The following is a 24,606-nucleotide window of genomic DNA, read 5'->3' as shown; positions in this document are numbered from 1 at the left end:
GGGGTCAGCGTTCGAGCATCCGGGCCTGGGCCTCGGTGTGGGTGTCGCCGGCGGCGGGCGGCAGGCTGGAGAGCCGCTCCAGCTGCTCGGCCGTCAGCGTGACCGTGTCGGCGGCGGCGTTCTCCTCGACCCGGGCCACGCGCTTGGTGCCGGGGATGGGGGCGATGTCGTCGCCCTGGGCGAGCAGCCAGGCCAGCGCCACCTGCCCGGGCGTGGCACCGACCTCGTCGGCCAGCGCCTTGACCTCGTCGGCCAGCGCCAGATTGCGCCGGAAGTTCTCGCCCGTGAAGCGCGGGTTGTCACGGCGGAAGTCGTTCTCGTCGAACTGGTCGGTGGAGCGCACCGTGCCCGTCAGCATCCCGCGGCCCAGCGGGGAGAACGGCACCAGGCCGATGTTCAGCTCCCGCAGGACGGGCAGGACGCGCTCCTCGATGCCCCGGGTGAAGAGCGAGTATTCGGACTGGACCGCTGTGACCGGCTGGACGGCGTGGGCCCGGCGGATGGTGTCTGGCCCGGCCTCGGAGAGCCCGAAGGCGCGGACCTTGCCCTGGGCGATCAGTTCGCCCACGGCGCCGGCGGTCTCCTCGATCGGCGTGTTCGGATCGACGCGGTGCTGGTAGTACAGGTCGATATGGTCGGTGCCCAGCCGCTTCAGGGAGCCCTCGACGGCGGTGCGGATATTGGCCGGGCTGGAGTCCAGGTTCCACGCGCCGTTGCCGGCGTGCGAGACCAGGCCGAACTTGGTGGCCAGCACCACCTGGTCACGGCGGCCCTTCAGCGCCTTCCCGAGCAGCTCCTCGTTCGTGTACGGGCCGTAGATCTCGGCGGTGTCGATGAGGGTGACTCCCAGCTCCAGCGCACGGTGCACCGTCCTGATCGACTCCGCGTCGTCCGTGCCCGAGCCGGTGTAACCATGGGACATCCCCATCGCTCCCAGGCCGATCCGGGAAACCTCCAGGTCACGCAGTTTGATGTACCGCATCTCGCCCTCTTCCGATCAAGGTGTCGCCTGGTCTTCTTTCACTCTTGCCCGGCCCGGCAGGCCGTGCCCGTCGAAGTCCGGGTGGGAGCGAGGAGGTCGGCGTCTTCCTCATTCACCTTCGCCCGGATTGCTCGGGTGTGGCAGGGCGGGCTCTTCGGGGGTAATGGCAGGTCCCCCCTCCCATCTGCGGCGCAGCTGTCTGCCGGGTGAAACTGGAGTCATGGCATCCCAGAGCGCAAACAGCGAGGGCGCCGAGCTGGGCCGCTTCCTGCGCGCCCGCCGCACCCAGACCAGTCCAGGACACGTCGGCCTCACCGTCGGCGCCGGCATCCGCCGCACCCCCGGCCTGCGCCGCGAGGAACTGGCCACCTTCGCCGGCATCAGCATCGACTACTACGTACGCCTGGAACGCGGCAAGGAGACCCGCCCCAGCCCCGCCGTTCTCGACTCCCTCGCCCGCGCCCTGCACATGGACGACCAGGAACACCAGCACCTGCGCGAACTCGCCGCACGAGCCGCCCGCTACGCCCCCGGACCCCCACCGGCCCCGAGCCGCGCCGTCCGCCCCACCTGAAGCTGCTCCTGGAGTCGCTCCGACCGAACCCGGCCTATGTCATCAGCCGCAGCATGGACATGCTCGCCTGGAACCCCGGCGGCCTCGCCCTGTACGCGGGCCTGGACGACTGGCCCGTCAAACACCGCAACCTCGCCCGCTACCTCTTCCTCCACCCGGCTGCGCGAGACCTGTTCCCGGACTGGGACCGCCAGATCACCGCCTGCGTCGCCCGCCTGCGCGCCGTCGCGGGCACCGCTCCCGACGCCCCGGACCTGACCAACCTTGTCGGCGAGCTCCTCCTCAAGAGCCCCGACTTCGCCCGGTTGTGGGAACGCTACGAGGTCACCGGCCGCAAGCCCGTACAGAAGACCTTCCACCACCCCCGCGTCGGCACCCTCACGCTCACCTCCCAGTCCCTGCAGGTGGAAGGCACTCCCGGCCAGCACATCGGCGTCTGCACCGCCGAACCCGGCACACCCGACCACGACGCCCTGCTCCTGCTCGACATGACCGCGCTCGCCGACCACCTCACCACCCACGGCCTCATCCTGGAGATGCTCGCCGGTCCGCTGCCCGGCATCTACGACCCGACCGGGCCGGGGAAGCTGCTGTTCGCGTTCTTCGCCGCGATGGCGGAGACCGAGCGGGAGAACATACGCGAGTCCACGCTCGAAGGGCTCGACACTGCCGCCCGCAAGGGCAAGCACGGCGGCCGGCCGCCGGTCATCACCGACGGCATGCTCCACAGCGTGCTCCGGCGCCGCGCGGGCGGCGAGTCCGTCGAGCAGATCCAGATCGACCTGATCGTCCCCACCGGCAAGCGCAAAGGACAGAGACCCTCTGTCGCCAGCATCTACCGGGCGCTCGCAGAACACGCCAAGCGGGAGGCGTACCCCGAAGCCACCGAACAGACCCACACCGACTTCGCCGCCCTCCAGACCCGGCGACGTTCCCCGGCCCCGCCCGGACACCGCAGCGCTCAGCTCGTAACCATGATTGTTCTCACCGGGATTCCTGTACGCCGACTACTCACACCCGGACACCATGGGCAGATGCACATCTCCGTAACGGACCGCCCCGACCATGGCCATGGCCCCACGCTGGGGCAGCTGCTCGCGCTGATCGCGGCCGGGACGCTCGATGTTGTCGTGGCGCCGCGCGGTACCGGTGTGCCCGTGTCCGATGTGGTGCTGCACGATCCGGGCGAGGAGCGGGACGGAGAGGTGTGGGTGGCCGCCGGGCTTGTGCTGCTCGCGGTCGGCGTGGAGGTCGCGTCGCCCGACGCGGTCGACGTACTGCGGGCCGCGGACCGCGCGGGTGCGGCGGCCGTGGTGATGCGGCGTGGCCGCCGGGGGCCCGGCGCGGCTCTCCTGGAGGCGGCAGAGCTGGGGCGTACGGCGTTGCTGACCCGCCTTCCCGGTCCTGGCTGGACCGAGGTCCTCGGTCAGTTGCGGACGGCCCTGGTGCACAGCGCGCCGGACCGGTCCGCGGGCGCGGCCGGGGTGGACGGCCTGCGGCTGGGCGATCTGCCGGGGCTGGCCAACACCGTGGCGGACCTCGTCGGGGGAGCGATCACGATCGAGGACCCGCAGTCCCGGGTCCTGGCGTACTCGCGTATGGACCACGAGCCCGACCCCATGCGCCGGCTCACGATCCTCGGCCAGGAGGTCCCCCGGTGGCGGGTGGTCGAACTGCGGAAGAGCGGCTTCTTCCAGACCCTCTGGAACACCGACGACGTGGTGCGGCGCCCCGCCGACGACCGGTACGCCGAACGGCTCGCCGTCGCGGTGCGGCACGGTTCCGACGTGCTCGGCTCGATCTGGGCCGCGGCCGACGGGCGCCCGCTCGCCGATGACGCCGTGGCGGCGCTGCGGACGGCGGGCCGCGCCGCGGTCCCGCACCTCGCGCACCACCGGACCTGGGGCCGGGCGGCGGCCTCGGCCCGGGAGGGTGCGGTGCACGCACTCCTGGCGGGCAGCACACAGGCCGCGCACGACGTCGGGATCGTACGGGGGCGGCCGTACGCCGTGCTGGTGGCGGAAGCGTACGACGGCCGGGAGCCCGCGCCGGGCGACGTCGGGCAGCGGGTGCTCGACGTCTTGGCGCTCCAGGCCGCCGCCTACCGCCCCGGGTGTGTGACCGCGCGGTCGGGGCAGCGGCTGTACGCCCTGGTGCCGGCCCTGGACGGGGAGACCGATCCCGCGCGCACCCTGCTGGCCGCGGCCCGTTCGATACCGCGCGGTGTGGTCCTCGCCGGTGCCGGGCCCGTGGTCGCGGACCTGGCGGAGCTGCCCGCCTCGCGTGAGGCCGCCGAGCTGGTCGTACGGGTGCTGGCGGACCGGGCGGCGCGCCTGCCGGGAGCCGGGGCCGGGTCGGCGGTGGCCTCGTACCCGGAGGTGGCGTCCGACGCGGCCGTGCTGCGGCTCCTCGACCGGGTGGAGCCGCTGTGGGAGGCGCTGTCGGGGCCGGTGCACGCCATGCTGGAGCACGACCGGGCGCACGGCTCGCGGTACGGCGAATCGGTCGCATCCCACCTCGACGCCTTCGGCGACACGGCCACGGCCGCCCGGCGCCTCAATGTGCACCCCAACACCCTGCGCTACCGGCTGCGCCGGGCCAGGGAGCTGTTCGGCGTGGACCTGGCAGACCCGGCTGTGCGGCTCCTGGCCGATGTGGGGCTGCGTCTCGGCCGCCGTACGGGGTGAGGGTGCGGACCGGGTCGGGCCATCGCATGATCGTTTACCTGTGGAGCTGGACAAGTGAATCCGGCAGGCATGGTCCTGGATGACGAAGACATGCCGGGCTCCGTACACCGAAGCTGGGCACGACGGCCCGTGGTCCGACGAGCGCGGCGCACGGCCCGCCCGGCGCGCGCCCGACTCCGTACGCACGTCCGGCTCAGTACGTATGACCGATCCAGCACGTAGGAGTGTTTCGAGTGAATTCCGGTCCGGCCCCGCAGCGCCAGCCCGCCTCCCCGGCGGCCCGGCGCGAGCGCGCCCGTGAGGCGGCGCTTGCCCGCGCCGTCGACGAGGGGCTGCTCGGCCCCGGCTCGCCCCTGGTCGGCCTCCTCGACGTCGACGGGGTACTGGCAGCGGTGGACGCGCTGAAGGAGGCGTTCGACGGGCCGGCCACGGTCCACCACACGTTCGCGGCCAAGGCGTGCGGTCTTGTGCCCGTGCTGCGGCTGCTCGCCGAGGCCGGAATGGGGTGCGAAGTGGCATCGCCCGGCGAACTGGAACAGGCGCTGGCCGCCGGTTTCAGCCCTGACCGGCTGGTCTTCGACAGCCCCGCGAAGACGGTCGGGGAGCTGGAGTTCGCGCTGGCCCACGGCATCGCGATCAACCTGGACAACTTCCAGGAGCTGGAGCGCGTCGACCGTCTGCTGGCCGGCCGCGAGCCGTCCGGACCCATCGGGCTGCGGGTGAACCCCCAGGTCGGCGCCGGGGCCATCGGGGCCATGAGCACCGCGACCGCGACCTCCAAGTTCGGCGTCGCGCTGCGCGACCCGGGGGCCGTCGACGCGGTGGCCGACGCCTTCGTACGGCGCCCCTGGCTCAACCGCCTGCACGCGCATGTCGGCTCCCAGGGCTGTCCGTTGCCGCTCATCGCCGAGGGGATCCGTACCGCGTACGACCTCGCGGAGCGGATCAACGCCCGGCTGGGCCACGCCCAGATCACCGGCCTGGACATCGGCGGCGGCCTGCCCGTCAACTTCGACGGCGAGGACGACCGCCCCACCTACGCCGAGTACGTCGACCAACTGCGCGAGGCGGTCCCCGGACTCCTCGACGGCCGCTACACCCTGGTCACCGAGTTCGGCCGCTCGCTGCTGGCGAAGAGCGGCACCATCGGCTCGCTCGTCGAGTACACCAAGTCGGCGGGCGGCAGACGGATCGCGGTCACCCACGCCGGAGCCCAGGTGGCCACCCGTACCGTCTTCATGCCGGACGCCTGGCCGCTGCGTGTCGGGGTGTTCGACGCCGCGGGGCGCCCCAAGCAGGGGCCGTTCCAGACCGTGGACATCGCCGGACCGTGCTGCTTCGCCGGGGACCTGACCGCCACCGCCCGGGAACTCCCGGCGGTCGAACCCGGGGACGTGGTGGCGCTGTACGACACCGGCGCTTACTACTTCTCCTCGCACTTCTCGTACAACTCCCTGCCCAGACCGGCCGTGTTCGGCTACCGGACGGATGACGCGGGACAGGTGCGCCTCGCGACGGTCCGCGAGGCGCAGAGCGTGCGCCAGGTCGTGGAGGAGAGCGGTCTCGCGCAGGTGGACGCCCTGGTGGAGCTGTGCGGTTCCGAGTGGGGACCGGAGCAGGGGGTGGCGGAGTGAGGAGCGTCCTGATATCCGCCGACATGGAGGGAGCGACGGGCACCGTCTCCCCGGCGGACGTGGCGGCGGGGACACCGCGCTACGAGCGCTTCCGGAGGCTGCTCACCCAGGATGTCAACGCCGCGGTCGCCGGGTTCGCCGACGCGGGCGCGGAGGAGATCGTCGTCAACGACGCGCACTGCGGCATGGACAACGTACTCATCGAGGAACTCGACCCGCGCGCGGTCCTGATCACCGGGCGGCACAAGCCGCTCGGCATGATGGAGGGGCTGGAGGACGGCGCCGAAGCGGTGGCCTTCGTCGGCTATCACACCGGCGCGGGCGAACAGGGAGTCCTTGCCCACACCTATCTCTCGCACAGCATCCTCGGCGTCCGCATCGACGGAGAGCCGGTCGGCGAAGGCCACTTCAACGCCCTGGTGGCCGCCGAGGCAGGCGTCCCCGTCGTCCTCGTCACCGGGGACGACCTGACCTGCCGCGCGGCCACCGGGTACGCACCCGGCTGCCGGACCGTCACCGTGAAGAAGGCGATCTCCCGGCACGCGGCCGTCTGCCGCACCCCGGCCGTCACCACCGCCGACATCCGCCGTGCGGCGGCGGCAGCCCTCTCGGCGCCCCCGCCACGCCCCGCCCGGCGGCCCGCGCCGCACGTGGTGGAGGTGGACGTGGACAGCCCGCACCTCGCGGACCGGGCGAGCGCGCTGTCCGGAGCCGCACTCTCCGGGCCCAGGACCGTACGGATGGAGACCCCCGACGCCAGGACGGCGCTGCGGCGCTTCCGGGCGCTCAGCTGGGTGATCGGCGGCGGTCGCGAGGGCGACTGGACCTGACCCGGCCCCCCGGCGCCCCGCGCGGATTCCCGCGCCCCCGAACGACGTTGCCCATGACTGGAGTTGCCATGACCTCCCCCGCACCACGGAGAAAACCGCAGACAGCACCGCAGACAGCACCGCGCACAGCACCGCGCACAGCACCGCGCACAGCACCGCGCACAGCACCGCGCACAGCACCGCGCACAGCACCGCGCACAGCACCGCGCACAGAGCAGCAGACAGCACCGCGGAGCCCGCAGCCGGAACTCAGCCGCTCGCTGCGCAACCGCCATATGTCGATGATCGCGATCGGCGGAGCGATCGGCGCCGGACTGTTCGTCGGCAGCGGCTCGGTGATCAAGACCGCGGGGCCCGCCGCGATCGTGTCGTACTGCCTGGCCGGCGCGCTCGTGCTGTGCACCATGCGGATGCTCGGCGAGATGGTCGTGGCGAAGCCCTCGTCGGGGTCGTTCGCCGACTACGCCCGGACCGCCATCGGGCCCTGGGCGGGCTTCACCATCGGCTGGCTGTACTGGTACTACTACGTCATCATCGTCGCCGTGGAGGCCGTCGCGGGCGCCGCGATCCTGCACGAGTGGATCGGGCTGCCGCTCTGGGCGCTGGCCATGGGCCTGATGGTCCTGATGACCGCGACCAACCTGCTCTCCGTGAAGTCCTTCGGCGAGTTCGAGTTCTGGTTCTCCTCCGTCAAGGTGGCCGCGATCGTGGCCTTCCTGATCGTCGGCGGACTCTACGTCTTCGGCGGCTGGCCCGGCTCGTCCTTCGACTTCTCCAACCTGACCGCGCACGGCGGCTTCGCGCCGAACGGCGTCACCGCGGTCTTCTCCGCGATCGTCGTGGTCATCTTCGCGTTCGGCGGAGCCGAGATCGTCACCATCGCCGCCGCCGAGAGCAAGGAGCCCGAACGTTCGGTGGCCCGTGCCACCACCGGGATCATCTGGCGGATCATCCTCTTCTACGTCGGTTCCATCGTCCTGGTGGTCGCCCTCGTACCGTGGGACAGCGCCAAGGTCCTGGCCAGCCCGTATGTCGCGGCCTGGAAGATCATCGGGCTGCCCGGGGCGGGTGTCGTGATGGACGTCGTGATCCTCACGGCCGTACTGAGCGTGCTCAACTCCTCGGTCTATGTGTCCTCGCGCATGCTGCGGTCGCTCGCCACCCACGGGGACGCCCCCACCTGGCTGGTGGCGACCGGCAAACGCCAGGTCCCCACCCGTGCGATCCTGGCCGGCACCGTGGTCGGCTGGATCTCGGTGCTCCTGGCCTATCTGTCCCCGGACACCGTCTTCAGCTACCTGGTGAACTCCTCGGGCGCCGTCGCCATCTTCATGTACCTCATGATCGGCGCCTCCCAGCTGCGGATGCGGCGCCGTCTTGAGCGTACGGAGCCCGAGCGGCTGACCCTGCGGATGTGGCTCTTCCCGTACCTCACCTGGGTGGTGATGGCCGGCTTCGCCGCCGTGCTGGTGGCCATGGCCGTCATCGCCGACCAGCGCACCCAGCTGCTCACCAGCCTCGGCAGTCTGGCCGTCGTACTCGTCGCGTACACGGTGCGCAGGGCGCGCGGCGGGAGCCCGGTGCGCACCGGCCGCGCGCCGTACGGCCCGTCAGTCGAGGTGCACGGGGAGCGAGTCGACGCCGAACACGGCTGAGTACTTGCGGAATGCGAGTTCCTCCTCCGGTACGGCCAGTGACATGCCGGGGAAGCGCCGCAGCAGGGCCGGGTAGGCCGCGCACAGCTCCATCCGGGCCAGTTCGGCGCCGATGCAGCGGTGGATCCCGTAGCCGAAGGCGACATGCGAGGAGGACGGCCGGGACGGGTCGAAGGTGTCCATGCGCGGGCCCAGGGACGCGTCCCGGCCGGCGCCGCTGAGTGAGCAGAGCACGACATCGCCGGCGGATATGTGCGTACCGGCGATCTCCATGTCCTCGCGGGCGAAGCGCGGGAAGGCGACCTGGACCACCGTGAGATAGCGCAGCAGCTCCTCCACGTACGGGCCCACGGCCGCGTCGTCGTCGCGGAGAGCCGCGAAGTGGTCCGGGTCCCGGAGGAGGACCAGGGTGCCGAGCGCGAGCATGCTGGCGGTGGTCTCCAGTCCGCCGGTCAGCACCCCGTCGGCGAGCCCGGTCAGCTCCTCGTCGTCGATGGCGTCGCCGTGCTGCTTGATCAGCATGCCGAGGAGGCCGTCGCCGGGCTCCGCGCGCTGCTTCTTGACGATGTCCCGGAGGTAGGAGAGCGACTCGGATATCGCGCCGAACGAGGCGTCGGCGCCGGCGAACAGGTCGAAGCGGGTGGTGCCCAGACGCTGGAAGTCCTCCCGGTCCTCGTAGGGGACGCCCAGGAGTTCACAGATGACGAGTGAGGGGATCGGCAGCGCGAAGGACTGCACGAGGTCGACCGGGCCCGGGGTACGCGCCATCTCGTCCAGCCGCTCGCCGACTATCTCGTGGATGCGCGGGGTGAGCCTGGCGAGCCTGCGCATGGTGAACTCCGGTGTGAGCAGCCTGCGCAGCCGGGTGTGGACGGGCGGGTCAGAGAAGCCGAGGCCGCCGGGGTGCTGCTGGCTCTCGGTGACGGCGGAGCTGCCTATCAGGTTGGTGAAGTCGTTGCTGAAGCCCCTGGTACGGCCCAGGACCGCCTTGGTCTCCTCGTAGCCGCTGACCAGCCACACATTCATCCCGAACGGTACGGACAGCTTGCTGACCGGTTCCCTGTCCCGCAGTTCACCGAGGTCGGCCACCGGATCAAGACCGGTACGCCGCAGTGGCATCAGGGTCGACTCCGGGAGCAGCGCCGCACTCGACAGGTCGAAGCCCTTCTTGCGGATGTTCGCCAGATACCGGCGGCCCAGCCATGTGGTCATGCGTGAACGGATATTCGTCATGCGCGCCATACTGCCCGGACCATATGCCCGGCCGCTCCGCAGCCCCGCCACCGTCCCTGCCGTCGCCCCGCGGCCCCGGCGCCCGGCCCGGCCGTCGCTCAGCCGCAATAATTTCGGCCGCGCGTACGAACTCTCATACCAGAGCGGGACGATCGGCGCGCAAGTTCGGCAACAAGACATCGAGCGCCACGGCGTGGCGACTACTGTGAGTGGCTGCTGATCAACAGGGAGACGCGTCAGGCGAGTTGCATCCCCTGTCGGTGAGCCCTGGTATCCCACGTACCGAGGACGCAGATGTCTCAAGTTCGCGCACCCGAAGCGCGGAGCGACCGGCCGGAAGGCGGTCGGCACGGCCGGCCCGGCAACCGTCCGGCCCCACGGCCGGGCCCTTCCCCGGCCCCGTCCGCCCGCCGCTCCCGGTCCGTACCACCGGCGCCCGAGGCCCGTATACGGCCTCAGCTGCTGCGGACCGCCATTCTTCCCACCGTCGTCGCCGCGCTCAGCGGCACCGCGGCCGTCGTCTACACGATCCACTCCGCCGGGGTGCACCCCTCGGTGGCGCTGCGCGGTGTGCTGGCCGCATGCGCCGCGCTCGCCGCGGCCGCCATGGCCGCCGCCGCACTGGGCGCCGACCGGGTCACCAGGACGGTGCTCGACCGGTGCAACGCGCTGCGCCGCTCCAGCGCGCGCGGCCAGGCCGACCTGCGGGCGGTCGTCGACCGGCTGGGCAGAGGGGAGGCGCCGCCCGCCGGACGGGGCGGCGACGCCGTGCCGCCCCGGGGCGATGCCTTCGACCTGCTCGCCCTGGAGCTGAGCCGGGCCCAGGAGGCCGCCGTCGACTCCGTGGTCAGGGCCGCGCGCATCACCCCGCCCGCCGTGACCACGGTGGACGAACAGAAGGTCGAGGTCTTCGTCAATCTCGCCCGCCGCCTCCAGTCGCTGGTGCACCGGGAGATCCAGCTGCTCGACGAGCTGGAGAACCAGGTCGAGGACCCCGAACTGCTCAAGGGGCTCTTCCAGGTCGACCATCTGACCACCCGGATCCGCAGGCACGCGGAGAACCTCGCGGTGCTCGGCGGCGCCATCTCCCGGCGTCAGTGGTCCAACCCGGTCTCCCTCACCGAGGTGATGCGCTCCGCGATCGCCGAGGTCGAGCAGTACCCGCGCGTCAAACTGGTGCCGCCGGTCGACGGGACACTGCGCGGCCACGCCGTCGCCGACGTCATCCATCTGCTGGCCGAACTGGTCGAGAACGCCACGGTGTTCTCCGCCCCGCACACCCAGGTGCTGCTGCGCGCCCAGCATGTCACCGCCGGGCTCGCCGTCGAGGTCGAGGACCGGGGCCTCGGGATGTCCGTCACCGAGACGGACCGGATGAACGCCCTGCTCGCCCAGCCCGACCAGATCAATGTGGGGCATCTGCTCCAGGACGGCCGGATCGGTCTGTACGTCGTCGCGGCCCTGGCCCGCAGACACGGGGTCTCGGTCCGGCTCCAGGCCAACATCTACGGCGGGGTCCAGGCCGTGCTCGTCCTGCCCGCCGCTCTGCTGGGCGCCGACGAGAACGGCCTCGGGGCCGCGACTCCCGGGCTCGCGCCCCAGGACCCGCAGTCCGCCCGGGCCTTCGGGGGCCCAGTCGTACCGGGACCGCAGACGACGGATGCGCTGCTGCGGCAGTTCCCCCAGCAGCCCTCCGCGCCGGCCTCCCCGGCGGCCGTGCCGCCGGCCCCCCGGGAGCCCCTCCGGCCGTTGCCCGTACGGGAACCGGAGGCCGAGCGGCCCAATCCGGCCGCCGCTCTGCCGGGCGCCCACTACGGTGCGGCGCCGGATACCGGGGCGTTCGAGGGCGGCGCGCGGTACGACACCGGGTCCGTACCGCTGCTGTCGCCCGCGGACCGGCCCGATCTGCCCCGCCGCCGCAGCCAGCAGCACCTGGTCCCGCAGCTCAAGGAAGGGCCCGCCCCGCGCACGGACGAGGAGCACCCCGCCGTCCACGACCCGGGTCTGATGGCGGCCTTCCAGCGCGGCTTCAGCCTCGCCGAGGCCGCGCCCGAGGCCGGGCCCGGGAGCGCACCTGAGCCCGGGACCGGGACCGTCTCCGGAGCCGGGCCTGAATCCCGCCCGCTCCCGCACGACTTACCCCACGCCCTTCCCCACAACTTCTCCCACGACCTCTCCAAGGAGGAGATGCACCATGGCGAGTGAAGCGCCGACCGCGCACGTGTCCGATCTCGACTGGCTGCTCAGCGGCCTGGTCCAGCGCGTCCCATTCACCCGCAACGCCGTCCTGCTCTCCGCCGACGGACTGGTGAAGTCCGTGCACGGCCTGGACGCCGACAGCGCCGACCACATGGCGGCCCTGGCCTCCGGTCTCTACTCGCTCGGCCGCAGCGCCGGGGTGCGCTTCGGGGACAACGGCGAGGTCCGGCAGGTGGTGGTCGAGCTCGACTCCACCCTGCTGTTCGTCTCCACCGCGGGCTCCGGCACCTGTCTCGCCGTACTCGCAGGGCGCGAGACCGACGCGGCGGTGCTCGGTTACGAGATGGCCATGCTGGTCAAGAGCGTGCGGCCCTATCTGGTGACACCGGCCCGCAGCCGGGTCGGCGCATCGAGCGCCACGGGGCGCTGAACGTGCCGTTCCAGCAGGACAGCCCCTGGCTGGACGAGGCGGCCGGCCGGCTGATCCGCCCGTACGCCGTGAGCAACGGCCGCACCCGCCCCACCGCCCAACTCGACCTGCTCTCCCAGGTGATGGCGACCGGGATACCGCTCCCGGCCCATCTCGGTCCGGAACACGCCCAGACGCTCGGGCTGAGCGAGCGGCCCACATCGGTGGCGGAGATCGCGGCCCATCTGCGGCTGCCCGTCGTCATCGCCAAAGTGCTGCTCTCGGACCTGATGGACAGCGGGGCGGTCACCACACGCGCGCCACGCCCCGACGAAGACCCCACCGACCTTTCCTTGCTGGAGGCAGTGCTCGATGGCCTACGACGACGGCTCTGATCCCTTCCCCACCGCGCTGAAGATCCTGGTCGCGGGCGGTTTCGGGGTCGGCAAGACGACCTTCGTGGGAGCGGTCAGCGAGATCTCACCGCTGAGTACGGAGGAGATGCTCACCCAAGCGGGCGAGCACACGGACAGCCTGGAAGGCGTCGAGTCCAAGTCCACGACCACCGTCGCCATGGACTTCGGCAGGATCACCCTCGACCCGCAGCACGTGCTCTACCTCTTCGGCACCCCCGGGCAGGAACGCTTCTGGTTCATGTGGGACGAACTCTCCGCCGGCGCACTCGGCGCCGTGGTGCTCGCCGACACCCGCCGTCTCGCCGAGTGCTTCGGCGCGATCGACTTCTTCGAGCAGCGGGGCATCGGATTCGTCGTCGCGGTCAACGAGTTCGACGGCGCCTACCGCTACGAGGCGGACGAGGTACGGGCGGCCCTCGACCTCCGGGCGGAGATCCCGGTGGTGCTGTGCGACGCCCGTATCGCCAGTTCCGGGATCCGCACCCTGGTCACCCTCGTAGGACATCTGCTCGACACCGCACCGGATGCCGGACCCGCGCCGGGCCCGGCCCCGGATCCGGTCACCACCCAGGGAGTCCACCCATGACGTACGACCCGACAGGGCGGCTGCTGCTGACCCCCGTCGACCGGGAAGCGCCCGTCCGGGCCCGGCGGCTGCGCAGACTCGGCCTGGGGCAGCACCCCGACCCGGTCTTCGACGCGTTCGCCCGGCGGCTCGCCGAGGCCACCGGGGCGCCCTACGCGCTGGTCAACTTCATCGACGAGAACCGGCAGTTCTTCGCAGGACTGCACACCCCGGCCGGTACGCACTCGGGCAGCGATCTGAGTGCGGTGGCCGCGGCCTGCGGGATCAACCGTGTCATGGCCCGCGACCACGGCTACTGCCCGCATGTCGTCGCCCGGCGCAAGGCGCTCGTTCTGGAGGACGTCTGCGACTACCCGCGGTTCGCCGGGAATCCGGTGGTGGACGAGATCGGCATCCGCTCGTATCTGGGCGCGCCCCTGATCGACCGTACGGAGACCGCACTCGGCGCGGTGTGCGTCGTGGACACCGTGCCGAGGCAGTGGGGGCTCGCCGGTCTGGAGACCATCAAGGCGGCGGCGGCCGAACTGGTCGCGCAGATCCACCACCGGGAGGACGGCGGGATCTGACCGGTCCCGGCCCGGTCTGCCCCGGCCCGGTCTGCCCCGGCCCGGTCGGCTGCGGCACGGTCCGCCCGGCCCGGGGGTTCAAGGGCCGGTCGGTCAGGCTCCGGGCGGTCAGGCGATCACGGTCGTGCCGTCCGGGAAGGACAGTTCGACCGCGCCGTCGGTGACCGTGACCGCGATCGACTCCTGGAGCGCCGCGGGGTGCACCGCGTCCCGCGAGAGCGCGACCAGGCTGACGTGCACGCTCCGGCCGCCGGTGTGCCCGGCGCGGCTCAGACACGGGGTGGCGGAGTGCGGGCCGTAGGCGTTGGCCTGCACATCGCGCGCGACCGCCGCCTCCGCCCCGTCCCAGCCGTACAGCCCCACCATGGCACTGGTCAGACCGTCCGCGGTACGGGTCAGCGCCCAGCCGGGCCCGGTGTCCGACCAGGGGCGCTCCCCGTCAGCCACCGGATGACCCCCCTCGCGTACGGTCACGCCCTGCGCGGCGTCCACCCGGTGCACCCGGATCTCCCAGGGGCCGTACAGCACGCTGGTGGTCTCGACCCGGACCCCGGCGTCCTCGTACCAGGAGGAGGCGGTCCGCCCCGCGCAGGACAGCCGGTTGATCCGCCGCCGCCGCGACGGCACACCGTCCGGGCCGATCACCGCGAGATGGTTGTCCACGGCCCGCTCCCGGGCGTGCGGCGCCGACTCGGGCGCGGTCGCTGTGGAGTAGCCGAAGGTGGCGTAGTGCGGATCGTCCTCGGCCTCTCCCTGCGGCGGGTTGTGGTCGCTGCCGTGGTTGACGAGCCGGACGATGCCGTCGTGCCGGGTCGCGTGCAGCAGCCAGCCGGGTGCGGGCAGCGCGGTGTACTGGTCCGACTCCTCGATGGGCAGGGCCTGTTCGCGCGCGGTCCAGGTGGGGTGGTCGGCCGGGAGCAGCAGCCCCAGGAAGCCCTTGGACGCCCAGTACGGGGAGGCCGGCCCGGAGTACGGCTGGGTGGCGGGCAGGAAGGTGTCGTACCAGCCCAGGGTGAGCAGCCCGCGCTCGTCGGGCACCCCGCGCTCCGCGAAGTGCCGCATGGTGCCCGACGCGAGACGGCGGGTCCGGCCGGGGGAGAGCGGCGTGCAGTCGGCGAGCGCGCCCATCCAGACCGGGGCGAGCGCCGCGTACCGGTAGGTGAGGGAGCGGCCCTGGTGCACGGGCGCGCCGTCGGTACCGAAGAAGTGCTGGTAGCCGTCGAGGAACTGGCCGAGCCGCTCCCGGTAGACCTTGGTCCGGCCGGTCTCCGCATCCTCACCGGCGATCCGGGACCAGAGCAGCGGGTAGAGATGGAGCGCCCAGCCGATGTAGTAGTCGAAGTTCTGCCCGTCGCCGTCCGTGTACCAGCCGTCGCCGACGTACCAGTCCTCGATCCGGTCGAGCCCCCCGTCGATGTCGGACTGGCTGTACGGGGCGCCCACCGAGGCGAGGAACTGCTCGGACACCACCTGGAAGAGCCGCCAGTTGTTGTCCCAGGTGCGGTTGGAGACAAAGCCGGAGAACCAGTCCACCACCCGCTCCTGCACCCGGGGGTCCAGCTTCTCCCAGATCCAGGGGCGGGTCTCGTGCAGCGCCACCGCCACCGAGGCGGCCTCCACCATCTGCTGGGAGCACTCGGTCAGCCTCGGCCACGCCTCCCGCGAGTCCGGATCGGTGCCGGTGGCCAGGCCCTGCGCGTACCGCTCCACCAGCCGGGGGTCCGCCGCCTCGCCCGCCCCCGCGATCCGGAAGGCGGCCAGCAGGAAGGAGCGGGCGAAGCCTTCGAGGCCGTCCGACACCACCCCCGACCAACTGCCGCGCCCCGGAAGACGGTACTGCGCGAAACCGGGGGTCGCGTAGGGCACGAGCGCGTCGAGCAGCCGGTCGGCGAGCGCCTCCCAGTGGACGCGGGTCCAGCCGGTGCGCGAGGAGAGGAGCCGGTCGGTCGGGGGCAGCTGGAGGAAGGGCGGGGTCATCGGGGTGGTGCTCCTGGGCTGTGGGAAGGGGGCCGGCGGGCCGCGGCGGGCCCGCCGGCCCCTCGGACGGGGCGGGTGTCAGCGGAGTTCGGCGGTGTGGGTGTGGCCGCGTGAGCCTGTCACGTCGACCGTCAGGACCGGGTGGCGCCCGGTGGTGACGCTCACCGTGCTGTCGGCCCGGACCACCTCCCGTACCCGGAAGGGCAGTTCGAGCGTCAGCGTCCGCTGCTCGTGGCCGGGGTCCGCGACCGCGACCGAGACACCGTCGCCGTGCCGGCGCAGCAGCACCGACGCCGGGCCGCTCGATGTGAGCCCGGCGGCGGACCCCGGCTGCCAGAAGGTGGCGGCGGTCAGTCCGGTCCTGGCCACCTCCACCAGGTGCACGGCGGAGTCGTTGGCCACGATCCGCACCGGCCGGGAGAGCGCCTGGACCGCGGTGGCGGCCGGGGACGCGCCGGGCAGCAGGATGTAGGCGTACGAGGCATCGGTGGGGGAGACCCCGTGGTCGAGCCAGAGCGTGGCGTACCGGCGGGTGACCGGGGTGTCCGAACCGGCGGTGTCCGCCCCCGTGTCCAGATCGCTCCACCGCCCGGTGCGCTCCTCGCGCAGCGCGTGCAGCGAGGTGTGCGGCGATGGGAACACATAGCCGCCCACCCCGTCCAGATGGGCCCAGCGCGCCCCGTGGAACGTACCGCCCCAGCCCTGGCGGGACGGCTGGCGACGGCCGTCGACGGTCAGCCGCCGGTCGCCGGACGTGTGCAGATTCCGGTTCTCCACGACGGTCTCGATGGTGCGGCCGTCGCTCGCGGTGATACCGGATCCGAGCGCGATCACCGCGTTGTCCACCAGGAACCAGGACTTCCGGGCCTTCAGGGTGCTGCCCTGCGCCGCCAGCTCCATGGCGGTGGCGCCGTACCGCCCGTCGAGCACCGCGCCGCCCGCGACGGTGTTCCCCGGCAGATAGGGCTCGGTCCCCGCGGCGCCGGTGAGGTCCGCGCGCCGCCGGGTGTCCACGGTGGTGCCGGGCAGCCGGTAGGGGTCGACGGTCGGCCAGAAGCCGTCGCCGAACTGCCCCAGGTCGTCCCCGGTGTAGAGGTACGCCATCCCGTCACCGGTGTACCAGCCGTGCAGATTCTCGCCGTTGCCCGCCTCGTACGCGGCGATCCGCTTCGAGGAGAGCGAGAGCGCCAGGGACCAGGTGGGCCGCCGGTGCACCACCCGGTCCATGTCGGCGAAGACATGGTGACCCGTCTCCCGGTCCGCGGCGGCGACGCTCCGGTCGGCCAGCAGCTTCTTGGCGAGGGCGACCTGCGGAATTCCGACGAGACCGAGGTACGGGTCGGTGCGGTTGCGCTCGATCCAGCCCTTGACCGTCGCCCGCCAGCCGTCCGCGACGGATGCGGGCGCGGCGCTCGCGAGGAGCAGAATGGCCGAGACGGCCGCCGCTCCGTCGTTGTGGTCGGTGGCCCGTTCCCGGGAGATGGCCCGGCCGCGCACGGCGTCCATCATCAGCCCGTCGAAGATCACCGGCGAGAAGGTCCCGGTGACCGCCTCGTACATCACGGAGATCTGCGGATCGCTGACCGCCCAGGGGGAACCGGCGAGCAGCGCGCTCATATACGCGGCCCCGGCCAGCAGCACTGTGCCGTACGAGCCGGTGTACGCGACCGTGTCGTGCTGGATGAACGAGCCGTCCGGGTAGAAGCCGTCGCCCGAAGTGACGTTCTGGAAAAGGCTGTTGAGTCCCTTGTCGCGTACGTCGGAGAGCCCGTCGCGGGCCAGCGCCACCTTGTCCGGGTCCTGGGCGAGCAGCCCGTGCAGCGCCACGATGACGCACTTGTCGGCCCGGTTGGCGCCGGTCTCGGCGAGGGTGGGGGAGTTGGTGCGGCGGTCCGGGTCCGGCGCGAACCTCTCCACGCTCGCCAGATGGGCCGCCAGGTCGGCAGCGGGGATCCGCGCCCTGAGGAGCACACAGCAGTCGAGCAGGGCGCGCGGCGCCCCGATCTCCCAGAACCACCAGTTGCCGGTCTCCTTCCGGTCCGGGTTGTAGGCCGTGTCGTGCAGGAAGCGCAGGGCGGACACCAGCGCGTCCGCCACCTCGTCGCTCCCGCTCAGCGCCGCGCCCGGGGTGGCCCAGGCGGTGGCGAGGGTCCGCAGCCGGGTGTAGCTCTGGCTGAACATCCCCGGCTCGGTCACCGGCACATAGTCCGGCCAGAGGGCGGTGCGTCCGGCGCCGCGGTCCAGCCGCTTCCAGAAGTCGGCCGCCGACGCGTCCAGCGTGGCCAGCGCTGCCGCGAAGTCGGGGTCGGACGCGTCGAACGCGCCCCCGGTGATGAGCTGTTCGGCGCGGGTGAGCGCGCTTTCGTAGGCGTCGGCCGTACTGGTGCCGGCGGCTGCGCCGGCCCCGGTGGGCGCGACGGTGGTGCGGTCCGCGGCCCGCGCCGTCCCGGCGCCCGCGGCCCCGGTGACGGCCGGGACGACGACCGACGCGGCCCCCGCGGCCAGGAGCGATCTCCTGCTGAGGGCGGAACGGGGCCGATCCGGCTGATCCTGATCCGGCTGATCCATGGCGGTTCCCTTCGGTTCCGGAGTCGTGAGTCGGCGGGCGTCAGTCGCTCAGCGAGCTGGGGTCGACGGGCGGGCTTGGCAGCCGCAGTGCGGCGATCTCGGCGATCCCGGTGGCATCGACGGGGAAGGCCCACTTCCGTACGAAGAAGTCCGTCAGGTCGTACCCCGAGACCCGGCTGGCATAGGTGGACAGCGCCCGGTACTGCCTGGCCTCCACCGCCGGATCGTGGTCGTAGTCCTCGACCGGCGCGTCGTGCTGGTGCTCGGTGCGGACCAACTGGTGCAGCCTCGGCCAGAAGTCGTCGCCGAAGGCCAGCTCCAGCTGGCGCAGCGGGACCAGCTGCTCGTACGGGCCGAACGTCGTCTCGTACGCGATACCGGGCGTGCCGACCTTGGGCGCCGCCGACTGGAACCAGTTGAGCCCGGTCGTCGCGTCCTTGGTGAGCAGGTTGGACGGCTGGCCGAGAGTGCGCTGGGCGGCCAGCGAGTAGATGTTCACGGTGACCTCGGTGAGGCCGCCCGCCTGGTAGGCCGCCTGCTGGTTGAGGTGGCCCAGCTCGTGGTAGAGCCCCCAGCCCCGGGTGCGCAGCCCCTCGACGGTGCAGAGGCGGTCCATATAGGCGCGGGGGAAGCCGTTGAACCCGTGCCAGGCGTAGGCGCCGACGCCCTTCGGGACGACGCTCACCTCGTTGAAGTGGTAGCGGCCGGCCTTGGGGCGGTTGAGCGGCTTCGGGCCCACCAGGCCGCTGATCCTGTTGTGCGAGTCGATGATGGTGTCGAAGAGCCGCAGCAGCGCCGCGTGGTCCTCACCGCGGTAGAGCAGTGCGCCCTCGCGGGTCAGCGTCAGGATGGTGTGCCCGGTGGTCAGCTCCACCCACGGCACATCGGTGATGTTGTCCAGCTGCCGCTGGAACTCCGCCTCGGTGGTGCGCCCCAGCTCGAAACCGGCCATCCGTGCCGTACCGGAGACGAAGGTGACCGCCGCCCGCTCGCCATGACCGGCGAAGCTCAGATAGAGGGGGCCGCCGTAGACATCGGAGACGGTGTTGCGCCCGGCCCGCAGCGGGAAGACCCGGGGCGCCTTGAGATCCGGGTTGGTGTTGTAGTCGTCGAACGTCCCGATGTGCAGGACCGGCAGTCTGCCGTGCCCGGCACGGATCTCGACCGTGACCCGGGCGCCGGGTGCCGCGTAGTGGCCGGTGGGGATGAACTCGCTGGCCCGCAGCGACCGGTCGAGCCGCAGCCGCTCGGTCTCCGCGTCCGGGAACGCCTCGATCAGCAGGGAGGACGCCGGGTGACGTCCGCCGGTGCGGCCGGCGCCGTCCGCCGATGCGCTGCCGGCGCCGAGCAGGGTGACGGCTCCGGCGCCCGCCAGCGCGGCGAGCGCGGAACGGCGGCTGACCGCGGAGGCGGTGAGGGGCAGGTGAGCAGGGCGCATCCGGACTCCCAGGGGCAGAGGTGGTGGAGTGGCGTACGAACTGCGCGTCAGCATGTAAGCGGTTGCTATCAACCCGCAAGAGGATCGGGGAAGTTACTGTCTTTTACTATGGCCAACTGCGGACAGGCCGTAAGCAAGCGGTCACACCCGGCGGGAGCGCGCGGACGGCGGGGCCACGGAATCGCGTACCACCAGATGGGTGCCGAGCCGTACGGTCCCGGTGGCCGGCTCCCGCCACTCGTCCTCGTCGCCGCCGGACACCGCGAGCCGTACGGCCTGACGCCCCATCTCCTCCAGCGGGATGTGCACCGTCGTCAGCCTCGGCCGCAGCTCCTGCGCCACCGGGATGTCGTCGTATCCGGCGAGTGACATGTCCTGCGGTACCCGGACCCCGGCCTCCTCCAGCGCCTGGGCCGCCCCGGCCGCGACATTGTCGTTCGCCGCGAAGACCGCCGTGAAGTCCGGCCCGTCCCGCAGGAGTTCGGCCAGCCTCCGGCGCCCGAAGGCGCGGCTGAACGAGCCCAGCTGCTCCAGTGCGGGATCCCGGGGCACCCCGCGCAGCTCCAGCGCGCGGCGGTGCCCGGCGAGCCGGTCGAGGGTGGTCGAGAGGTCCGGCGGGCCGCCGAGGTAGAGGATCCGGGTGTGGCCCTGGGTCAGCAGATGGTCGGTGATGGCGAAGGCGCCGCCCTCGTTGTCGTACTCGACGGCCGCGCCGCGCGAGTCCTGGCCGAGCGAGGGCCGCCCGCAGAGCACCAGCTTCGATCCGCCGGACTCCAGGTCGCGGGCCCTGCGGCCCAGTTCGGCGGAGTGCGACCGGTTGGCGACGCTGCCGCCGACGACGACCACGGCGTCGGCGCGCCGCTCGTGCATCAGCTCGATGAAGGCCAGCTCACGGGTCGGGTCGCCCTGGGTGCAGCAGACCAGGCAGAGCCGTCCGCCGAGGCTTGCCTCACGCTCCACACCGCGGGCGATATAGGCGTAGAACGGGTCGATCAGCTCGTTGACGATGATGCCGACCGTGCGTCCCGACACCCCGGCCAGCGCGCGGGCGTGCGCGTTGACGACGTAGCCCAGCTCGCGCATCGCCTCCTCGACCCGCTCCCGGGTCGCGGCGGCCACCGGGTAGTTGCGGTTGAGCACGCGGGAGACGGTCGCGGTCGAGACCCCCGCCAGCCGTGCCACGTCCGTGACGGTCGCGCGTCGTCGGCTGTCGGCTGCCGAGGTCTGGCGGCGCATCCGTCCCACCCCCTGGTTGTCGTCCTGTGCCGCTGAGCTTATGGCCTGCGAGACGGGGACGTTCATGCGATCCGCTCCAAGTCGGCCAGGCGGACCGGGTGGTTGAACGGCAGCCCGTCCGCGTAACGGCAGAGTTCGTCCACGGCGAGCGCCCCGAGCCTGCCGACCTCGTTGCCCTGGGCGCCCGCCATGTGCGGGGTGATGAACACGTTCGGCAGGTCCCACAGCGGGTGCCCCGGCGGCAGCGGTTCGGGGTCGGTCACATCGAGTACGGCGTCGAGCCGGCCGCTGACCAGATGGCCGGTGAGCGCCTCGGTGTCGACCAGGCGCCCGCGCGCCGTGTTGACCAGCAGTGTGCCGGGGCGCATCAGCCCGATCCGCCGTGCGTCGAGCAGATGCCGGGTCGCCGGGGTGTCGGGCGCGTGCACGGTCACCACGTCACTGGTGGCCATCAGCGTGTCGAGATCGGTCGAGACGGCGCCCAGCAACTCGGCCTCGGCCGGGCCGACGTACGGGTCGTAAAGGAGGATGTCCGCGTCGAGCACCCGGAGCAGTTCGATCACCCGGCGGCCGATCCGGGAGGCGCCGATGACACCGATGGTCAGGCCGTGGGTGCCGATCCAGTGCTGTCTGTTGAGATCGGCGGCGGTGCGGTGGGTGCGGCGGTAGCGGAAGAGCCGGGCGAACGGGAAGGCACGCTTGGCGCCCATGATGATCGCCGCCAGGGTGAACTCCGCCACCGGTACGGCGTTGGCGTCGGCCGCCGACGACACGGCGACGCCCCGTTCGTACGCCTCCGGGGCGAGGAAGGTCTTGACGGTGCCGGCGGCGTGGATGACGGCCCGCAGCTTCGGCGCCCGCTCCAGCAGCCCGGCGTCGATGGGCGGACAGCCCCAGCCGGTGAGCAGCACCTCGGCGCCCGCCAGCGCGGCGGTGGCTTCGGGGGAGCCGAACTCCCTGATGACATAGGGCGGATGGAGATCGGCCGACTCCTCAAGACGGGTCCGCACCCGTGGCGGGAAGATGTCGTCGATCAGTCCGGGGTCCATGGCCAGCACGGTGCGAGGGCGCCGCGGGGGCGGGTCCGGCTCGTCCGTACCGGTCTGGGCCGGTGCCTCGTCGGTGGTTCGCACCCTGCCTCCGGACAGTAAACGCGTTCTATTGATGGGCGGCACGCTAGGGAGCCCAGACATCAAACGTCAAGCGATCCGTGCGGCCATCTGCCCTGTTTAAGCCAGTATTTGGGGACCTTTCCGGGCGACTCCGATGACAGAAACATCGAGTAACACAGACGTTTCCCCGGATCTCTTGACGGTGGGGTTAACCGCTTACTACGTTGCGGCGGCAGAAGGCTCGCTCTGCGCCACCCCAGCCGAACAGGACCGCACCATGGCTGAAACAGCACATCCGATGCCGCTGGACAAGCGGCGCAGGAAGTCCCCAGCACCCTCCCCACCCGCCGTCGCCCAGCACCGGCTGTCCCTGTGGCAGCGGATCAAGCGCGACAAGGTGATGCTGCTGCTGACCCTGCCCGGACTGCTGTACTTCGTGGTGTTCCACTACATTCCGCTGCTCGGGTACATGGTCGCCTTCCAGGACTACCAGCCGTACCTCGGCTATATGCACAGCGCGTGGACGGGCTTCGCCAACTTCTCCAGCGCCTTCGCCGACCCGGCCTTCTGGTCGGCCACCGGCAACACGGTGGAGATCGCCTTCGTCCAGCTGGTCTTCTTCTTCCCCGTGCCGATCGCGCTCGCCCTGCTGCTCAACAGCATCGTCAGCGACAAGCTCCGCCGGTTCATCCAGAGCGTGGTCTATCTGCCGCACTTCATCGGCTGGGTGATCATCGTCTCGATCTTCCAGCAGGTCCTGGGCGGCGCCGGGCTCCTGCCCGATCTGCTCGGGGACCTGGGGCTGCCGCGCTACGACATGATGAGCGACCCCAACGCCTTCCCCTGGCTGATCGCCCTCCAGTCCATCTGGAAGGACGCGGGCTGGGGGACGATCATCATCCTCGCCGCCCTCCTCGGCATCGACAAGCAGCAGTACGAGGCGGCGGCCATCGACGGGGCCAACCGCTGGCGCCGGCTCTGGCACGTCACGCTCCCCGGTATCGCCCCGGTGATCATCCTGCTGCTGATCCTGAACCTCGGCCAGATCCTCTCCGTCGGCTTCGAGCAGATCCTGCTCCAGCGCGACGCGGTCGGCCCCGGCTCCGGTGAGGTGCTCGACACCTACGTCTACTACCACGGCATCAAGGACAACCAGTGGGGCATCTCGGCGGCTGTCGGCCTGGTGAAGGCAGTCGTGGGAACCGTACTCGTCCTGGGCGCGAACAAGTTCGCCCACCGTCTCGGCCATGAAGGGGTGTACCGCGGTGCGGACAGCTGAGAAGTCACCGGCGAAAGCCCCCGTCACCGCGGCGCCGCTCGCGGCGGCGCCCGTGATCAGGCCGTCGGACGGCCGCCCGCCGTGGATGGAGCGGCCGACCCGCATCGGCCTCACCGGCAAGGCTGTCGTCCTGGTCCTCGTCGTGCTCGCCGTGGCCTATCCGCTGCTCGGCGTGATCGGCACGAGCTTCGCCTCGCAGACCGACATCATCAAGTCCACCGGCCTCGTCCTGTGGCCCGACCACCCCACGCTCGACGCGTACCGCACCATCTTCACCGGCGGTGTGGTCACCCGGGCGCTCCTGGTGAGCGTGGGCATCACGGTCTTCGGTACCGCGGCCAGCCTGCTCGCCACCATCGGCATGGCGTACGGGCTCTCCCGCCGCAATGTCACAGGCTCCCGTTTCATCCTCATGACGGCCCTGTTCACGATGCTCTTCAACGCCGGCATCATCCCGAACTTCCTGCTGGTCAACCAGCTGGGCCTCTACAACACCTACGCCGCCCTCGTCATCCCGACCCTGATGAGCGCCTTCAACCTGGTCGTGCTGCGGGCCTTCTTCATGAACCTGCCCGAGGAGCTGTACGACGCCGCGCGGGTCGACGGCGCCGGGGACTTCCGCATCCTGCTCCAGGTCGTCCTGCCGCTCTCCAAGGCGGTCATCGCGGTCGTCGGCCTCTTCTACGCCGTCGCGTACTGGAACGCCTTCTTCAACTCGCTGCTCTACCTCCAGGACTCGGACAAGTGGCCGCTGCCGATGGTGCTGCGCACCTTCGTCCTGCAGGGCCAGAGTCTGAGCGGCGCCGCGGCGGGCGAGAGCGTCGCCCCGCAGGAGGCCGTGCAGATGGGCGTCCTGGTCGTCGCCGTCGTACCGATCCTGCTCGTCTATCCGTTCGTCCAGCGCTACTTCACCAAGGGCGTGCTCACCGGCGCCATCAAGGGCTGAGCGGCCTCCGTCTGCCGACCAGCGCCGTCGGCTGACCAGCCCCCATCGGCTGAGCAGCCCCGCCACCCCCCCGGCCTTCCCTCCCTTCTCTCAAGGAGATGTCCGTGCCGAGCTCCACCCCGATCAACCGCAGAGCCCTCTTCCGGATGGGCGCCGGTCTGGGCCTCGGCCCCCCCCCCCCCCCCCCCCCCCCCCCCCCCCCGCCCCCCCGGTCCCCGGCCCAACCCCGGTCCCACAGGCCGCGCCAGCCGCCCGGCCCCCCCCGGCGCGATGTAGGGC

19 protein-coding genes and 1 pseudogene are annotated in these 24,606 nt (G+C 71.7%); 12 read left to right on the top strand and 8 right to left on the bottom strand.

The features are described 5' to 3' along the window. Positions 1-4 precede the first annotated feature (4 nt). A complete protein-coding gene (locus ACFXBC_RS03715) occupies positions 5-982 on the bottom strand; it encodes an aldo/keto reductase (protein ID WP_385018268.1) in 978 nt (325 codons plus the stop codon). 220 nt (positions 983-1,202) lie between these two features. Between ACFXBC_RS03715 and ACFXBC_RS03710 the strand changes: the two are divergent. The 4 genes and pseudogenes from ACFXBC_RS03710 to ACFXBC_RS03695 form a co-directional block, all read left to right on the top strand. Further along, positions 1,203-2,053: pseudogene (locus ACFXBC_RS03710) on the top strand (helix-turn-helix transcriptional regulator); the annotation flags it as partial. Continuing rightward, a complete protein-coding gene (locus tag ACFXBC_RS03705) occupies positions 2,045-4,243 on the top strand; it encodes a helix-turn-helix domain-containing protein (protein ID WP_385018347.1) in 2,199 nt (732 codons plus the stop codon). The pseudogene ACFXBC_RS03710 and the gene ACFXBC_RS03705, both read left to right, overlap by 9 nt. A gap of 224 nt (positions 4,244-4,467) precedes the next feature. Beyond that, positions 4,468-5,877, top strand: coding sequence for a diaminopimelate decarboxylase (locus tag ACFXBC_RS03700; protein WP_385018266.1), 1,410 nt, complete (start codon positions 4,468-4,470; stop codon positions 5,875-5,877). Further along, positions 5,874-6,707 (top strand): M55 family metallopeptidase, encoded by an 834-nt coding sequence (locus ACFXBC_RS03695; RefSeq protein WP_385018264.1) that lies wholly within the window; start codon positions 5,874-5,876, stop codon positions 6,705-6,707. Before ACFXBC_RS03700 ends, ACFXBC_RS03695 begins: the two co-directional genes overlap by 4 nt. Here ACFXBC_RS03695 and ACFXBC_RS03690 read toward each other — a convergent pair. Beyond that, complete coding sequence (locus ACFXBC_RS03690) at positions 6,664-6,858, bottom strand: hypothetical protein (RefSeq protein ID WP_385018262.1); 195 nt, start codon at positions 6,856-6,858, stop codon at positions 6,664-6,666. The two genes, ACFXBC_RS03695 and ACFXBC_RS03690, sit on opposite strands and share 44 nt — an antisense overlap. A 130-nt stretch (positions 6,859-6,988) precedes the next feature. Here ACFXBC_RS03690 and ACFXBC_RS03685 point away from each other — a divergent pair, with 130 nt between their 5' ends. After that, positions 6,989-8,362 (top strand): amino acid permease, encoded by a 1,374-nt coding sequence (locus ACFXBC_RS03685; RefSeq protein ID WP_385018260.1) that lies wholly within the window; start codon positions 6,989-6,991, stop codon positions 8,360-8,362. On the opposite strand, the gene ACFXBC_RS03680 is transcribed toward ACFXBC_RS03685, so the two are convergent. Further along, positions 8,318-9,574 (bottom strand): cytochrome P450, encoded by a 1,257-nt coding sequence (locus ACFXBC_RS03680; protein ID WP_385018258.1) that lies wholly within the window; start codon positions 9,572-9,574, stop codon positions 8,318-8,320. The genes ACFXBC_RS03685 and ACFXBC_RS03680 overlap by 45 nt on opposite strands. Before the next feature lie 315 nt (positions 9,575-9,889). On the opposite strand from ACFXBC_RS03680, the gene ACFXBC_RS03675 reads away from it, so the two are divergent. The 5 genes from ACFXBC_RS03675 to ACFXBC_RS03655 are packed head-to-tail and all read left to right on the top strand — an operon-like array spanning position 9,890 to position 13,771. After that, positions 9,890-11,800: a sensor histidine kinase gene (locus tag ACFXBC_RS03675; protein ID WP_385018256.1), complete on the top strand. Its 1,911-nt coding sequence runs from the start codon at positions 9,890-9,892 to the stop codon at positions 11,798-11,800. Then, on the top strand, positions 11,790-12,224 hold the full coding sequence (locus ACFXBC_RS03670) for a roadblock/LC7 domain-containing protein (protein WP_385018254.1): 435 nt from the start codon (positions 11,790-11,792) through the stop codon (positions 12,222-12,224). Before ACFXBC_RS03675 ends, ACFXBC_RS03670 begins: the two co-directional genes overlap by 11 nt. 2 nt (positions 12,225-12,226) lie before the next feature. After that, entirely contained in the window at positions 12,227-12,598 is a 372-nt protein-coding gene (locus ACFXBC_RS03665) for a DUF742 domain-containing protein (protein WP_385018252.1), read from the top strand. Beyond that, positions 12,576-13,205 carry an ATP/GTP-binding protein gene (locus tag ACFXBC_RS03660; RefSeq protein WP_385018250.1) on the top strand — a complete coding sequence of 210 codons (630 nt, stop codon included), beginning with the start codon at positions 12,576-12,578 and terminating at the stop codon, positions 13,203-13,205. The genes ACFXBC_RS03665 and ACFXBC_RS03660 overlap by 23 nt, the downstream gene beginning before the upstream one ends. After that, positions 13,202-13,771, top strand: a complete 570-nt coding sequence (locus ACFXBC_RS03655) for a GAF domain-containing protein (protein ID WP_385018248.1) — start codon at positions 13,202-13,204, stop codon at positions 13,769-13,771. The genes ACFXBC_RS03660 and ACFXBC_RS03655 overlap by 4 nt, the downstream gene beginning before the upstream one ends. Before the next feature lie 108 nt (positions 13,772-13,879). Here ACFXBC_RS03655 and ACFXBC_RS03650 read toward each other — a convergent pair whose 3' ends face one another. The 5 genes from ACFXBC_RS03650 to ACFXBC_RS03630 all read right to left on the bottom strand — a co-directional run bounded on the left by ACFXBC_RS03650 (position 13,880) and on the right by ACFXBC_RS03630 (position 22,039). Continuing rightward, the gene (locus tag ACFXBC_RS03650; RefSeq protein WP_385018246.1) at positions 13,880-15,748 is read right to left on the bottom strand and encodes a DUF2264 domain-containing protein; all 1,869 of its coding nucleotides are present in this window, start codon (positions 15,746-15,748) and stop codon (positions 13,880-13,882) included. A 78-nt stretch (positions 15,749-15,826) separates the two neighbouring features. Continuing rightward, positions 15,827-18,316: a polysaccharide lyase 8 family protein gene (locus ACFXBC_RS03645; protein ID WP_385018244.1), complete on the bottom strand. Its 2,490-nt coding sequence runs from the start codon at positions 18,314-18,316 to the stop codon at positions 15,827-15,829. A 40-nt stretch (positions 18,317-18,356) separates the two neighbouring features. After that, positions 18,357-19,754 (bottom strand): M60 family metallopeptidase, encoded by a 1,398-nt coding sequence (locus ACFXBC_RS03640; protein ID WP_385018242.1) that lies wholly within the window; start codon positions 19,752-19,754, stop codon positions 18,357-18,359. Between the two features lie 141 nt (positions 19,755-19,895). Further along, on the bottom strand, positions 19,896-20,990 hold the full coding sequence (locus ACFXBC_RS03635; RefSeq protein WP_385018345.1) for a LacI family DNA-binding transcriptional regulator: 1,095 nt from the start codon (positions 20,988-20,990) through the stop codon (positions 19,896-19,898). A 62-nt stretch (positions 20,991-21,052) separates the two neighbouring features. Beyond that, the gene (locus ACFXBC_RS03630) at positions 21,053-22,039 is read right to left on the bottom strand and encodes a hydroxyacid dehydrogenase (RefSeq protein ID WP_385018343.1); all 987 of its coding nucleotides are present in this window, start codon (positions 22,037-22,039) and stop codon (positions 21,053-21,055) included. 340 nt (positions 22,040-22,379) lie between these two features. Between ACFXBC_RS03630 and ACFXBC_RS03625 the strand changes: the two genes are divergently transcribed. Together ACFXBC_RS03625 and ACFXBC_RS03620 are read left to right on the top strand one after the other, a co-directional pair. Continuing rightward, positions 22,380-23,381 (top strand): ABC transporter permease, encoded by a 1,002-nt coding sequence (locus ACFXBC_RS03625; protein ID WP_385018239.1) that lies wholly within the window; start codon positions 22,380-22,382, stop codon positions 23,379-23,381. An 85-nt stretch (positions 23,382-23,466) separates the two neighbouring features. Then, positions 23,467-24,327, top strand: a complete 861-nt coding sequence (locus tag ACFXBC_RS03620) for a carbohydrate ABC transporter permease (RefSeq protein WP_385018341.1) — start codon at positions 23,467-23,469, stop codon at positions 24,325-24,327. The last annotated feature ends 279 nt before the right edge of the window (positions 24,328-24,606 follow it).

Origin of the sequence: Streptomyces sp. NPDC059398 (assembly GCF_042751845.1) — a bacterium.
Taxonomy (GTDB): domain Bacteria; phylum Actinomycetota; class Actinomycetes; order Streptomycetales; family Streptomycetaceae; genus Streptomyces.
The sequence above is the reverse complement of the archived record's forward strand: the minus strand, read 5'-3'. Positions and strand labels throughout refer to the sequence as shown.

Coding starts and splice junctions, on each gene's coding strand:
- ACFXBC_RS03630 (WP_385018343.1), bottom strand. CDS start 22,039: ATGGACCCCGGACTGATCGACGACATCTTCCCGCCACGGGTGCGGACC.
- ACFXBC_RS03670 (WP_385018254.1), top strand. CDS start 11,790: ATGGCGAGTGAAGCGCCGACCGCGCACGTGTCCGATCTCGACTGGCTG.
- ACFXBC_RS03640 (WP_385018242.1), bottom strand. CDS start 19,754: ATGCGCCCTGCTCACCTGCCCCTCACCGCCTCCGCGGTCAGCCGCCGT.
- ACFXBC_RS03660 (WP_385018250.1), top strand. CDS start 12,576: ATGGCCTACGACGACGGCTCTGATCCCTTCCCCACCGCGCTGAAGATC.
- ACFXBC_RS03635 (WP_385018345.1), bottom strand. CDS start 20,990: ATGCGCCGCCAGACCTCGGCAGCCGACAGCCGACGACGCGCGACCGTC.
- ACFXBC_RS03645 (WP_385018244.1), bottom strand. CDS start 18,316: ATGGATCAGCCGGATCAGGATCAGCCGGATCGGCCCCGTTCCGCCCTC.
- ACFXBC_RS03620 (WP_385018341.1), top strand. CDS start 23,467: ATGGAGCGGCCGACCCGCATCGGCCTCACCGGCAAGGCTGTCGTCCTG.
- ACFXBC_RS03655 (WP_385018248.1), top strand. CDS start 13,202: ATGACGTACGACCCGACAGGGCGGCTGCTGCTGACCCCCGTCGACCGG.
- ACFXBC_RS03705 (WP_385018347.1), top strand. CDS start 2,045: ATGACCGCGCTCGCCGACCACCTCACCACCCACGGCCTCATCCTGGAG.
- ACFXBC_RS03675 (WP_385018256.1), top strand. CDS start 9,890: ATGTCTCAAGTTCGCGCACCCGAAGCGCGGAGCGACCGGCCGGAAGGC.
- ACFXBC_RS03680 (WP_385018258.1), bottom strand. CDS start 9,574: ATGACCACATGGCTGGGCCGCCGGTATCTGGCGAACATCCGCAAGAAG.
- ACFXBC_RS03625 (WP_385018239.1), top strand. CDS start 22,380: ATGGCTGAAACAGCACATCCGATGCCGCTGGACAAGCGGCGCAGGAAG.
- ACFXBC_RS03650 (WP_385018246.1), bottom strand. CDS start 15,748: ATGACCCCGCCCTTCCTCCAGCTGCCCCCGACCGACCGGCTCCTCTCC.
- ACFXBC_RS03685 (WP_385018260.1), top strand. CDS start 6,989: ATGATCGCGATCGGCGGAGCGATCGGCGCCGGACTGTTCGTCGGCAGC.
- ACFXBC_RS03715 (WP_385018268.1), bottom strand. CDS start 982: ATGCGGTACATCAAACTGCGTGACCTGGAGGTTTCCCGGATCGGCCTG.